The 12,901-nt window shown below is 65.1% G+C and carries 12 protein-coding genes; 4 read left to right on the top strand and 8 right to left on the bottom strand.

Annotated features, from left to right (window positions below):
• Positions 1-54: 54 nt before the first annotated feature.
• A complete protein-coding gene (ruvB, locus tag K5X80_RS16620) occupies positions 55-1,074 on the top strand; it encodes a Holliday junction branch migration DNA helicase RuvB (RefSeq protein WP_222558808.1) in 1,020 nt (339 codons plus the stop codon).
• Between the two features lie 248 nt (positions 1,075-1,322).
• Positions 1,323-2,231: a hypothetical protein gene (locus K5X80_RS16615; RefSeq protein ID WP_222558807.1), complete on the top strand. Its 909-nt coding sequence runs from the start codon at positions 1,323-1,325 to the stop codon at positions 2,229-2,231.
• A 329-nt stretch (positions 2,232-2,560) separates the two neighbouring features.
• On the opposite strand, the gene K5X80_RS16610 is transcribed toward K5X80_RS16615, so the two are convergent.
• The 3 genes from K5X80_RS16610 to acnA form a co-directional block, all read right to left on the bottom strand.
• On the bottom strand, positions 2,561-2,764 hold the full coding sequence (locus tag K5X80_RS16610; protein ID WP_222558806.1) for a hypothetical protein: 204 nt from the start codon (positions 2,762-2,764) through the stop codon (positions 2,561-2,563).
• 80 nt (positions 2,765-2,844) lie between these two features.
• Positions 2,845-3,375, bottom strand: a complete 531-nt coding sequence (locus K5X80_RS16605; RefSeq protein ID WP_222558805.1) for a rhodanese-like domain-containing protein — start codon at positions 3,373-3,375, stop codon at positions 2,845-2,847.
• A 112-nt stretch (positions 3,376-3,487) separates the two neighbouring features.
• Positions 3,488-6,157, bottom strand: coding sequence for an aconitate hydratase AcnA (gene acnA, locus K5X80_RS16600; protein ID WP_222558804.1), 2,670 nt, complete (start codon positions 6,155-6,157; stop codon positions 3,488-3,490).
• A 199-nt stretch (positions 6,158-6,356) separates the two neighbouring features.
• Between acnA and K5X80_RS16595 the strand changes: the two genes are divergently transcribed.
• Complete coding sequence (locus K5X80_RS16595; RefSeq protein WP_222558803.1) at positions 6,357-6,518, top strand: hypothetical protein; 162 nt, start codon at positions 6,357-6,359, stop codon at positions 6,516-6,518.
• Here the strand turns inward: K5X80_RS16595 and K5X80_RS16590 are convergent.
• On the bottom strand, positions 6,515-7,399 hold the full coding sequence (locus K5X80_RS16590; RefSeq protein WP_222558802.1) for a DMT family transporter: 885 nt from the start codon (positions 7,397-7,399) through the stop codon (positions 6,515-6,517). The two genes, K5X80_RS16595 and K5X80_RS16590, sit on opposite strands and share 4 nt — an antisense overlap.
• A gap of 210 nt (positions 7,400-7,609) precedes the next feature.
• Between K5X80_RS16590 and K5X80_RS16585 the strand changes: the two genes are divergently transcribed.
• Entirely contained in the window at positions 7,610-8,989 is a 1,380-nt protein-coding gene (locus tag K5X80_RS16585; RefSeq protein WP_222558801.1) for a L,D-transpeptidase family protein, read from the top strand.
• Positions 8,990-9,135: 146 nt separating this feature from the next.
• On the opposite strand, the gene K5X80_RS16580 is transcribed toward K5X80_RS16585, so the two are convergent.
• The 4 genes from K5X80_RS16580 to ispG all read right to left on the bottom strand — a co-directional run bounded on the left by K5X80_RS16580 (position 9,136) and on the right by ispG (position 12,882).
• The gene (locus K5X80_RS16580; RefSeq protein ID WP_222558800.1) at positions 9,136-9,759 is read right to left on the bottom strand and encodes a murein L,D-transpeptidase catalytic domain-containing protein; all 624 of its coding nucleotides are present in this window, start codon (positions 9,757-9,759) and stop codon (positions 9,136-9,138) included.
• Between the two features lie 69 nt (positions 9,760-9,828).
• Positions 9,829-10,779, bottom strand: a complete 951-nt coding sequence (locus tag K5X80_RS16575) for a hypothetical protein (RefSeq protein ID WP_222558799.1) — start codon at positions 10,777-10,779, stop codon at positions 9,829-9,831.
• A 48-nt stretch (positions 10,780-10,827) separates the two neighbouring features.
• Entirely contained in the window at positions 10,828-11,745 is a 918-nt protein-coding gene (locus K5X80_RS16570) for an EamA family transporter (RefSeq protein WP_261390575.1), read from the bottom strand.
• Between the two features lie 3 nt (positions 11,746-11,748).
• Positions 11,749-12,882 (bottom strand): flavodoxin-dependent (E)-4-hydroxy-3-methylbut-2-enyl-diphosphate synthase, encoded by a 1,134-nt coding sequence (gene ispG, locus K5X80_RS16565; protein ID WP_222558798.1) that lies wholly within the window; start codon positions 12,880-12,882, stop codon positions 11,749-11,751.
• Positions 12,883-12,901 lie beyond the last annotated feature (19 nt).

Genomic DNA, 12,901 nt, shown 5'->3' with positions numbered 1-12,901 from the left:
TCATGCTGAACTTGTTTCAGCATCCATCTATCCCAATGCATTGGGGATTGGAGAATGACCGACAACCCCATCCTTTCCGCGCACCGCCAGATCGAGGATCAGGACGCCGCCCTGCGGCCCAAGTCGCTGACCGAATTCGTCGGACAGGCGGCCGCGCGGGACAATCTGCGCGTGTTTATCGAGAGCGCCCGTTCGCGCGGGGAAGCAATGGATCATGTGCTGTTTTTCGGCCCGCCGGGCCTCGGCAAGACCACGCTGGCGCAGATCGTGGCCAAGGAACTGGGCGTCGGCTTTCGCGCCACCAGCGGCCCGGTGATCGCCAAGGCGGGCGATCTGGCGGCGCTGCTGACCAATCTCGAACCGCATGACGTGCTGTTCATCGACGAAATTCACCGGCTCAATCCGGTGGTGGAGGAAGTGCTCTATCCGGCGATGGAGGACCGTGCGCTCGATCTCATTATCGGGGAAGGGCCCTCGGCCCGTTCGGTGCGGATCGATCTGCCGCCGTTCACGCTGGTCGGGGCGACCACCCGGCAGGGGCTGCTGACCACGCCGCTGCGCGACCGGTTCGGCATTCCCGTCCGGCTCAATTTCTATACCGTGCCCGAGCTGGAAAGCGTGGTCACGCGCGGGGCGCGGCTGCTGGGGATGGGCATCGATCCGGGCGGGGCGCAGGAAATCGCCCGCCGCGCGCGCGGCACGCCGCGTGTCGCGGGGCGCCTGCTGCGCCGGGTGCGCGATTTCGCCCATGTCGCGGGCAGCGATGTGGTGACGGCGCGGATCGCCGACGAAGCACTGACCCGGCTGGAAGTCGATTCGCTTGGCCTCGATGCGATGGACCGGCGCTATCTCACGATGATCGCGGATATCTACAAGGGCGGCCCGGTGGGGGTGGAAACGCTGGCGGCGGGCCTCGCCGAACCGCGCGACACGGTGGAGGAAGTGGTCGAACCCTATCTGATCCAGCTCGGCCTCGTCGCCCGCACCGCGCGCGGACGGATGCTGAACGATCGCGGCTGGAAGCATCTGGGGCTGGCCCCGCCGGTGGGCGATCAGTCGGGGCTGTTCGACTAGCGCCGCCCGCCATTCGCCCCATGCGGGCGTGGGCCCCGATGCGCGTTTACCATTCTCCCTCAATCGGTTCCAAATCGGGACAGCTCGCTTTCAGCCCGCACGGACGCCGCAAAACGTGGCATCCCGGCGCGATGGAATCACCACCGGTGGAGACGGCTCCCTCATACGTCTGCGCCGGTGGTGACTGGAAACTCGGCCGGTCTGGACTTCAGCTGGCATAGCAAGCCTTTGGGGAAGGTACGAAGCGCATGTCGGTCAGGATCGCACTTGCAAAACTAGCGGCGGCAGCAGCGGGCGGTACGCTGCTTGTCGGCGGTGCGGTGCATGTGGCCGAACCGCAGGCGGCGAATGTCAGCTACAAGTCGATCAAGCAGGACAAGCGCGTGCGTCTGGTCAAGCAGAAGAAACCCGCGCCCAAGCAGGTGAAGCGGATTCGCCGCGTGATCGAACGGCCGCTGGAATGCGGCCCCGGCCAGCAGATCGGCCCCGATGGCAAGACCTGCTATGCCCTGGCACTGACGCCGGTTCCCTATCTACCGCCATTGCCCGCGCAGCCGATCTCCGGCGGGGCCGGGGGCGGTGATCCGGTCATTATGGGTGGGTCCGGCGGCTGGGGCGGTTTCGGCGGCGGCTTCTTCGGCGGTTTCATCGGGGGCGGCGGGTCCAGCAGCGGCAGCATCCACATCGTCAGCACCACGACCACGGGTGGCAGCAGCAGCGACGGCACCACTAGCAGTTCGGGCAGCAGCAGCTCCAGCAGCAGTTCGTCTTCCTCCAGTTCGAGCAGTTCCTCCAGCTCCAGCTCGAATGGCGGCGGCACGACGACGACGACCACGACGACGTCCGGCAATGTCTCCACCACCACGTCGGGTAACAACACCACCAGCACGACGACCACGACTTCGGGCAACAACACCACGACCACCAGCACTTCGGGCAATAACACCACCAGCACCACGACCACGTCCGGCAATGTGACGACCAGCACGACGAGCACCACCAGCACGACCAGTTCGACATCCAATGGCGCGACGACCACCACGACTTCGACTTCGTCGGGCACGGAAGTGCCGGCCCCGCCGATGCTGCTGCTGTTCGGCACGGCCGTGGCGGCACTGATCGGGCGCAGGGGTTGGCGGCGCAGGCAGGCGATCTGAACGGGCCAATGGGGCAACAGGGGAGGGCGGCCGTGGGGTCGCCCTTTTTGCATGGCGGTTGCAAATACGCCGCCGTTCGGCCTGAGCGGTTGGGGCAAACAGTCAGCCGAAGGGGCTGCACGCACCAGCGTCTCCCGCTTTGAAAAGCGCCCAGTCACACGTTCGGCGCGTGGCCTTCGACAGGCTCAGGCTGAGCGGGGGAGGTATCGGTAAACGATACAAGCGCCTTTCGCATACACGGGATCGGGCGCCGGATGCTTTGCCAATGCCGGAAAGCGGGGGCTTTGCGCGATCAGCGATGGGGGTGCGGTGGTTCGCGTCCGCAGGCGTCAGCGTTTGCGCCGCCGCAGCCAGAACGTGCCGAGCGCGATCGTCAGCGCGCACAGGCCCGCGATCGTTGCCCCTACGGTCGCCATGGTCATGAGAAGGCCGCCGCCCAGCATCCAGATGATTTCCCAGAAAGCCCGCAGATCGGCTACTCCCTCATACGCGGCTGCCCGCCGTGGCGGCGAAGGGGGCAACCCTTGCCGCATTTCCTTTACGCGGCCAGCCTATTCGGGCGGGCGGCGCCATGCATGCCTTTTTCGGCCAACCGGCCCGGGGCAGGGCTGCATCAGTTGGCACCGGCGCTTTCCCACGCGACATCGGCGTCCGCCGAACCGATGACATCGGCCAGTTCCCACACATTGCGATAGCCATAGCCGTGGAGATTGATGAACGTGGGGATGTTGAGCGCGAGCGGGGCGCTTTTCAGCGGCACCGGCGGGCGGTGGTCGCTGAAATTGTTGTTACAGTAGATGTAGATCGGCCGGGCCGGATCGTCGCCCACCACCGCGCGCAGCGCTTCGGCGGTGAAATCGGTGAACGGCAGGTTGACCGCGCCTTTCAGATGGCCGCGGGCGAAAGCATCGGCGGATCGGGCATCGAGCAGCAGCGCATTACCGCTGCGGGCCGCCCGGGCAAATTCCGCCCACGGCAGGCGGCGCGCTTCGCGCACGGGGCCCAGTTCGCTGACCAATGCGGCGAACGCGGTATAATCGATCTGGGGATTCTGCGTCGACCGGGCGGGCGCAGCCGTCTGGGCGAAAGCCGGTATGGCCGCGGCGAGAGCGAGCGGAGCGAGGAAAAGGTGGGCCTTGCGCATCGATAACTCCCCTGAAACCAAGGGATGAGGCTGTGCGTCCGGCCCTGAATTGGTTGTGAACAGGGGCGCCCCGGCCTGCCGGAGCGCCCCCCATTCGTTCAGGTGTTCAGCCTCAGGCGGCGAGCTTGCGCAGCACGTACTGCAGGATGCCGCCGTTCATGAAGTATTCGACTTCGTTGGCGGTATCGATGCGGCACAAGGCGGTGAACGTGAACTTCGAACCGTCCTTGCGGGTCACTTCCACCGTCACGTCCTGACGCGGCTGGAGCGAAGCAACGCCGGTGATGGTGAAGCTGTCGTCACCCGTCAGGCCGAGCGTTTCGCGGGTTTCGCCGTCCTTGAACTGCAGCGGCAGCACGCCCATGCCGACGAGGTTCGAACGGTGGATGCGTTCGAAGCTTTCGACGATCACGGCGCGGACGCCCAGCAGATTGGTGCCCTTGGCCGCCCAGTCACGGCTGGAACCGGTGCCGTATTCCTTGCCCGCGACGACGACCATCGGCGTGCCGCTGGCCTTGTGCGCCATCGCCACATCGTAGATCGGCATGACTTCGTCGCCGAAGCGGCTCATGCCGCCTTCGATGCCGGGGACCATTTCGTTCTTGATGCGGATGTTGGCGAAGGTGCCGCGCATCATCACTTCGTGGTGGCCACGGCGCGAACCGTAGGAATTGAAGTCTTCCTTGGCGACCTGGTGTTCCATCAGCCACTTGCCGGCCGGGCTGTCCGCCTTGATCGAACCGGCGGGGCTGATGTGGTCGGTGGTGATCGAATCGCCGAGGATGGCGAGCGGCTTGGCGTCGATGATATCGCCGACCGGGGCCGGGGTCATTTCGAGGCCTTCGAAATAGGGCGGGTTGGCGATGTAGGTCGAACCGGCGCGCCACGAATAGGTTTCCGAACCGGTGACGTTGATCGCCTGCCAGTGCTTGTCGCCCTTGTAGACGTCGGCATAGCGGGCCTGGAACATCGCCCGGTCGAGCGCACCCGACATCACGCTGGCGATTTCCTGATTGGTCGGCCAGATGTCCTTGAGATAGACGTCCTGCCCGTCCTTGCCCTGGCCGATCGGGGTGGTGGTGAAGTCTTCCGTCACCGTGCCTTTGAGCGCGTAAGCGACGACCAGCGGCGGCGAAGCGAGGAAGTTGGCGCGCACGTCGGGGCTGACGCGGCCTTCGAAATTGCGGTTGCCCGAAATCACCGAGGCGGCGACGATGTTGTTTTCGTTGATCGCCTTGCTGATCGGTTCGGCCAGCGGGCCGGAGTTGCCGATGCAGGTAGTGCAGCCGTAACCGACGAGATTGAAGCCGATATTGTCGAGGTGCGTCTGCAGACCGGCCTTTTCGAGGTAGTCGGTGACGACCTGCGAACCCGGCGCGAGCGAGGTCTTGACCCAGGGCTTCGGCTTGAGGCCCAGTTCGTCTGCCTTCTTGGCGACGAGCCCGGCGGCGACCAGCACGCCCGGATTGGAGGTGTTGGTGCACGAAGTGATCGCGGCGATCACCACGTCGCCATCGCCGATGTCGTGATCCTTGCCGGCCACGGGCACGCGGGCGTTGGTCTTCTTGTAAACCTCGCCCAGATCCTGGTTGAACACGTCGTCCACCTGGGTGAGCACGACCTTGTCCTGCGGGCGCTTGGGGCCGGCGAGCGAGGGGACCACGGTGGCGAGATCGAGTTCGAGCGTGGACGAGAACACCGGGTCGATCGCGGGATCGATCCAGAAGCCCTGTTCCTTGGCATAGGCTTCGACCAGCGCGATCTGGTCTTCCTCACGGCCGGTGAGGCGCAGATAATCGAGCGTCTTGTCGTCGATGCCGAAGAAGCCGCAGGTCGCGCCGTATTCCGGCGCCATGTTGGCGAGCGTGGCACGGTCGGCCAGCGACAGCGAAGCGAGGCCCGGGCCGAAGTATTCGACGAAGCGGCCAACGACGCCGTGCGCGCGCAGCATCTGGGTGCAGGTCAGCACCAGATCGGTGGCGGTGACGCCTTCCTTCAGTTCGCCGGTCAGCTTGAAGCCGACGACTTCGGGGATCAGCATGGAAACGGGCTGGCCGAGCATCGCCGCTTCGGCTTCGATGCCGCCCACGCCCCAGCCCAGCACGCCGAGGCCGTTGATCATGGTGGTGTGACTGTCAGTGCCGACGCAGGTGTCGGGATAGGCGACGGTCTGGCCGTTCTGGTCGGTGCTGCTCCACACCGCCTGAGCGATGTTTTCGAGATTCACCTGGTGGCAGATGCCGGTGCCCGGGGGCACGGCGTAGAAGTTGTTCAGCGACTTGGAACCCCACTTGAGGAAGTCATAGCGTTCCGCATTGCGCTGGTATTCGATTTCCACGTTCTGTTCGAACGCCTTGGGGTGGCCGAATTCGTCCACCATCACCGAGTGGTCGATGACGAGGTTCACGGGAACCTGCGGGTTGATCTTGCTGGTGTCGCCGCCGAGCTTGGCAATCGCATCGCGCATCGCGGCCAGATCGACCACGCAAGGCACGCCGGTGAAGTCCTGCAGCAGCACGCGGGCCGGGCGGTACTGGATTTCATCGCCGGTGGAGGGGTTCTTCTGCCAGTCGGCAATCGCCTGGATATCGCCCGTCGAAACGGTGAAGCCGCCGTCTTCGAAGCGCAGCAGGTTTTCGAGCAGCACTTTCATCGAGAAGGGCAGGCGCGAAACGTCACCGATCTTTTCCGCCGCCTTGGCGAGCGAATAATAGGCGTATTCCTTGCCGCCCACGTTCATCGTGCTGCGGGTGCCGAGCGTATCCTTACCGACCTGGGTCATAAGTGTCGTTGCCTTCCTCGAATGTACAAGTGGGCCCGCCCCGCCGCGAAGGACACTGTAGGTGAGCCTGGATGCCGAGGCGCTTGGGCGTTCTGCTTCAGAAAATCAAGGGTGCAAGAGCATCGAACCTTGGCGTAATCGCGCAGTTGCGCTAGGAAAGGAGCGGGCCGTTCCGGGAATGAGGGAGGTGATCGGACCCATGGAAACCACGACAGAAGCACGCTCGGGTTCGCCGCGCGCCTTGCGTGCGGGCATTACGGCGGCGATTTTGGCGGTCATCGGATGCTTCGGTGCAGCCATTGCGTTCGCGCATGCGCCGGCGCAGCAGGCTACTCCGGCGGCGGAGGAAAGCGCGCCTTAAACGGCAACCTGTTCCGGTTCGCGGCCGGGCGCCGCGATCAGGCAGCCGATCACGATCAACACACCACCCAGCAAGGTGGGCAGGGTGAGCTTTTCCGCGAAGAACAGCCAGCCGAACAAGGCGGCCCACAGGAAGCCGCTGTATTCCATCGGCACCAGGATATGCGTTTCCGCCCGGCCATAGGCCGAAGCGAGCAGCATCAGCGAGATAGTGGCCAGCACGGCGGCCAGCGCCAGTATGCCCAGTTCGCCCCAGCCCGGCAGATGCAGCAGCCATGGGGCCGCCAGCATCAGCAGGAGCGCAGCCATGGCGTGCTGCGACAGCGCCACTTCGGCCGGCGGCGCGATCTGCGCGATTCGCCGCTGCAACACCAGATTCCATGCATAGAGCAGCGCGGACACCAGCACTGAGACGATCCCTTCCACCGATTGCCAGCCGGTGACGTCGCCATGGAGCCGCCCCACGGTGATCGCGGCCACGCCGATCAGGCCGAGCAGCGAAGCGATGATCGCCTTGCGGCCGATTCGTTCCCCCAGCGTGGCCGCCGCGAGATAGAGCGCGATCAGCGGCGCGATGAACGACAGCGCAATCGCTTCGGCAATCGGCAGCAGAGTCAGTGCATGGAAGAACAGGAAGGCCATGCCGCAACTCACCGCGCCGCGCAGGATATGGATGCGCAGCCGTTCCCCCCGCGGCCATTCGCTCTGCCGCGCGCGGTAGAAAGGCAGGAGGATCAGCGTGCCGATCAGCGAGCGAATCAGCAGCGCGCTGTAAGCCCCGATCATGATGGAAGCGTGTTTCATCAACGCATCCATCAGCGAAAACAGCGCAATACCCACAGCCGCGATGAGAACGGGTGGATACAGGCGGGTCGCGGACATGCGAACGGTTAAGCACGGCAGGGCCCCGGCGTCATCCCCGGCGATGCGCTGGCGCCCTTCGCCATGGCACCGGAATTTCATTCACGATGGAGTCATCCGCAATGCTTGATGAAACAGCGTGAAACAGGCATTTATGCCGCCGATATCCGGAACGTGCGCGGGTTTCGCGAGTTCCGGGCCAAACCTTGCGGGAACTGGGGCTATTTTAGGATGATGATAACTAAGCGGTTCACTCTGCTTGGCGGGCTTACCCTGCTGGCAATACCTCTCACCGTGGCTGCGCAATCGGCTCCTGCTCCGCAAAATATTCTGCCCCCGGCCATCGCGCCCAAGCCGGCGAAGGATGCGCCGCCCACCGCCCCGGCGCCTGCCACAGGCCCGGCAACGGCCGCCGCGCCGGCGATCCCGGTGCAACCGGTGGTGCAGGAATGGAATGTTGCCGCTGCCAAGGCGCTGCTCGCCGCGATCGAGACGATCGGCCAGGAAGGGCTTATTCCCGCCGATTACAAGCCGCAGGTGCTGCGCGATGCGATTGCCGGGGGGAAGGGCCCCGCGCTCGATCAGGCGGCAAGCACCAGCTTCGCCTGGCTGGTGGAGGATCTGCGCGACGGCCGCACGCCGATGAGCGCGCGGGTGCAGTGGTTCGTGGTCGATTCCGATGCGGATGACATGCCGACGGCGGCGCTGATGACCAGGGCGCTGGACACGAACGATGTGGCCGGGGTGCTGGCCAGCCTCGCACCCGCTCACCCGGATTACGCCCGCCTGAAGCAGGAATTGGCCGCCACGCCCAAGGCCGAAACCAGGAAGCGTGCGCTGATCCGCGCCAATATGGACCGTTGGCGCTGGCTCTCGCGCGATCTCGGCTCGCAGTACCTCATCACCAACGTGCCCGAAATGCAGCTCCGGCTGACGGTGAACGACAAGATCATCCGCACTTATCGCACGATCGTGGGCAAGCCGGGCAAAACGGCGACCCCGCAACTGGCGGAAACAGTCGAAGGGGTGATTTTCAACCCGACCTGGACCGTGCCGCAGAGCATCGTGAAAGGCGAAGGGCTGGGCGCGCGTCTGCTCGCCAATCCGGGTTCCGCCCGCGCGCAAGGCTACAAGGTGACGCGGGGGGCGAACGGGTACGTTTCCGTGGTGCAGCAGCCCGGGCCCAACAATTCGCTGGGTCTGGTCAAGCTCGACATGCCCAATCCGCACGCGATCTTCCTGCATGACACGCCCAACCGCAATCTGTTCAATCAGGCAAGCCGCGCGCTCAGCCATGGGTGCATCCGGACCGAGCGGGCGCTGGAAATGGCGATGACGATGGCCATCATCGGCGGCGGCGCGTCGGCGGAACAGGCGGTCGCGATTTCCAAGTCGAAGGAATACACCCGCGTGCCGATGACCAAGCACGTGCCGGTGTACATCACCTATTTCACCATGGCGCAGGACATCAACGGCAAGCTGTCGACCTTTGCCGACCTCTACAGCCGCGATGCGCCGGTTCTGACCAGCTTCGAAAAGCCGCGCGTGGCCAACCGTCCGCGCAAGAGCAGCGAAAAGGTGGTCGAAATCGTCGACGATCTCCAGACCTGATCCGGCCGGTCAAGGCTTCCCAGGCGGGCGGTGTGATGACGGATCACGCCGCCCGTTTCCGTTGGCGCGTGCTCCTGCGGGGCGGAGGCGTCAGAACCGTGTCAACTGTGTCAACCTGATGGGCGCAAGCGCCAGATAAGGCGGGATCAGACCAGCCCGAGCCTGTCGGCGTAAAGCAGGCGGCCGCCCGAAAGATGCCACAAGGCTTCGTTGAAATCGCCCGGCCCCATGGCGAAACACCCGTCGGACCGGCCGAGCTTGCCCCACCGGGCGACGTGTTCCGGCGTCGCATAGGCGGCCGAATGCATCACAATGGCGCGTTCCAGCGCATTGGAATTGTCGGGATCGAGCCCGCCGAGGCGGATCGAGGTGCCATAACGGCCGGTGTACCATTCCCAGGTGATGAAAGCGCCGCGGCTGGTGGCGTTGGAGCCCGGGACGTTGGAGAAAGATTCCAGATAACCGGTATGGGCCGGGTCCGAGCCTTTGCCATGCGTGACCAGGAAACTGCGCACGGTGCCGTTTTCCAGATTGGCGAAATGAAATCGGGGCAAGCCGGATGCGACGCCGAAATCGGCGACGGCGGCAATATCCCTGCGCCAGAGCACGCTTCCCGCCCGATCGATCTCGCGCCTGGCGATGGCGAGGATCGCCCGGTCGCGCGCGCTGGCGGGTGAAGCCTGCGCGAACACGCGCGTGGGGAGCGCTGCGCCCGCCACGGCGAGCGACGCCGATCCGAGAAAATTCCGCCTGTCCATCCGTCCGGTCATGATCCGCCTCTAGTCTCTTATATATAGAGGCGAATGGCCCGAATTTCCAGCCTTTGCGGGCTTAACAGCTCACGTTTCGGCCCGCGTGCGATCCGTCTGGAGGGCTGCGATCAGGGCGCGGCTCTGCTCGGCGTAGCACCCGTGGTCATAGCGATGCGTGCCGACGAAATGGACGAAGCCCGCGTCGCCATTCCAGGGGGCGCCCCAGTAATTGAGATACCGCGCGGACGGCAACAGCACCGGCGCGGGTTCGTTGGCGACAAGGAAGCTGGAGGTGATCTGTTCGGTGCCCCAGATGGTCGCGCCCTGTTCGCCGATCTGCCGTTTCAGTTCGGCCAGAAACGCGCCCGCCAGGCTGCGGCCCGCATTGCCGGCGGCGAACCCGGCAAAGCCGGAGCAGCCACGGATATAGCGCCAGCCCGGATTGCCCTGCATCAGGCCCATGCGGGATTCGACGCGGGTCTGGATGTGCCCATCGTCCTGCGGGCCCTGCGGATAGAGGCGCGCGGCGATATCGGCGAGAGGCAGCGCCCCGATTTCGGCATCGGAACCGCCCAGCAGGGTGAAACTGCGATTGGCCGCAATCGCCTGCTCCACTTCGGGGATGGGCCCTAGAGTCACCGTGTCGCTGTCCAGTTGCAGCCAGTATTCGCTGGTGCGGCGATCGAGAATGGTCAGCAGCCGTTCCCAGGTCCCGCCCTGCGGAAATTCGCCTGTCCGCACGGAGGCGATGGGGATGATTTCGGGATTGCCGCAATGGTGCGCCAGCACGGCCTTGTCGTCGGCGGTCAGCGTTCCGTCATCGAGGATCACCACCCGTCCGCGCTGCAACTGGCGCCACAGCGATTTGACCGCCACCAGATAGGGGCGGAGCACCGCCGTGCCGATCATCGAAAACAGCACCAGCCCATCGTCGGCCGGAACGATCGGCGGCGTGTCCAGAATCGCGCGGATGGCGCGGTTGTGGCGGCGTATCGCCAGGCGAGTGCGCCAACGATATGGGAGATAACGAGTCAGCATGAGGGGATCATAGACATGGCGAGGCGGATTTTGGGTGAACCGGCATGGTTAAGATGGACTTGACGGGAGAGTGCCGGGCATGAGCCGCGCCCGGACGCGCGGCCACAACATGCCCAGCGTCAGCCCGGCCATGACCAGCGCAAAAGCAGTCAGCTTCCAAGGCTGAAGCGGCTCGTTCAGGAACAGGGCGGAGGCGCCCATTCCGAAAACCGGCACGAGCAGCGCCATCGGCGCGACCGCTGCCGCCGGATGGCGATTGAGCAGCCAGCCCCATGCGACATAGCCGAACATCGTGTTGCCGACCGATTGCCAGGCGACGGCGCCCCAGGTCCACCCGTCCGCGGCCCTGATTCCGCGGAGCATCGCCTCCGGCCCTTCGAGAATCAGCGCGAACAGCGCCAGCGGCGGAATGGCGAACAGCGCTGACCAGACGACATAGGACAGCATGTTGGCGGGCGCGGCCTGCCGTGCGGCCATATTCCCTCCCGCCCAGCTCATCGCGGCGAGAAGCACCAGCCCCAGACCCAGCGGTGTCGCGCTGCCATCGGTATGGAGCGCGATAGTGGCGAGGCCCGATGTGGCCAACAGCAGCGCCACGATCTGATAGCGCGCGACCTTTTCGCCTGTCATCCACATCGCCAGGCCGATGGTGAAGAACACCTGCACCTGCACCACCAGCGAAGCGAGGCCGGGGGTGATCTCCGTGCGCAGGGCGGTGAACATGATGCCGAACTGGCCCGCGCCGATCAGCACCCCATAAACCGCGAGATTGCGCCACGAGGCATTCGGGCGGGGCAGGAAGAAAGCCAGCGGGAAAAAGACGAAGACGAACCGCAGCAATGCGAAAGTCAGGGGCGGCAGATGCGCCAGCGCCAGCTTGATGACCACGAAATTGGTGCCCCACACCACCATGACGGCGATGGCGAGCAGAAGGTGCAGCGGGGGCAGGCCGTGGCGTGCGGGCACGGCTTATGCCGCGCCTGCCGCCGCCAGTTCGCCCGCGCTCTGCGCTTCGATTTCGGCGGCTTTCGCTTCCACCAGCGCGACGATGTGATCGAGCATGGCTTCGCTTTCCACGTGATGATCGGTCACGCCCGAGAGATAGACCATGTGCTTGCCGTTGCCGCCGCCGGTGATGCCGATATCGGTTTCCCGCGCCTCGCCCGGCCCATTGACCACACAGCCGAGGACGGAGAGCGAAAGCGGGGTCTTGATATGCTGCAGCCGTTCTTCGAGCGCGGCCACGGTGCGGATCACATCGAAACCCTGCCGCGCGCAGGACGGGCAGGAGACGACGCGCACGCCGCGCGTCCTGAGCCCTAGGCTTTTGAGGATCTCGAAGCCGACGCGCACTTCTTCTTCCGGTTCGGCCGAGAGCGAAACACGGATCGTGTCGCCGATGCCGGCCCACAGCAGATTGCCGATGCCGATGGAGCTTTTCACCGTGCCGCCGATCAGGCCGCCCGCTTCGGTGATGCCGAGGTGGAGCGGGCAATCGACCGCATCGGCCAGCCCCTGATAGGCGGCCACGGCCAGAAACACGTCGCTGGCTTTCACCGCCACCTTGTATTCGTGAAAATCGTGATCCTGCAGCAGCTTGATATGGTCGAGCGCGCTTTCGACCAGCGCTTCGGGGCAGGGTTCGCCGTACTTTTCCAGCAGGTCCTTTTCCAGGCTGCCCGCGTTGACGCCGATCCGGATGGCGCAGCCGTTGGCCTTGGCCGCGCGCACCACTTCGGCCACGCGGTCGCTGCTGCCGATATTGCCGGGATTGATCCGCAGGCACGCCGCGCCCGCATCGGCTGCTTCCAGCGCGCGTTTGTAGTGGAAATGGATATCCGCGATCAGCGGCACCCGCGCCGCGCGGGCGATGGCGCGGAACGCGGCGGTGCTTTCCTCGTCCGGGCAGGAAACGCGGAGCAGGTCCGCCCCGGCATCTTCGCACCGGCGGATCTGGTCGATCGTTGCCGCCGCGTCCGATGTCGGGGTGTTGGTCATCGTCTGGACCGTGATCGGGGCATCGCCGCCGACGGGCACATTGCCGACCATGATCTGGCGGCTTTCGCGGCGCATGATGTCGCGCCAGGGGCGTACGGAAGACATGGCGCGCGATATAGGCGGT

The sequence above is a fragment of the Caenibius sp. WL genome (genome assembly GCF_019803445.1).
Taxonomy (GTDB): Bacteria; Pseudomonadota; Alphaproteobacteria; order Sphingomonadales; family Sphingomonadaceae; genus Caenibius.
The sequence above is the reverse complement of the archived record's forward strand: the minus strand, read 5'-3'. Positions and strand labels throughout refer to the sequence as shown.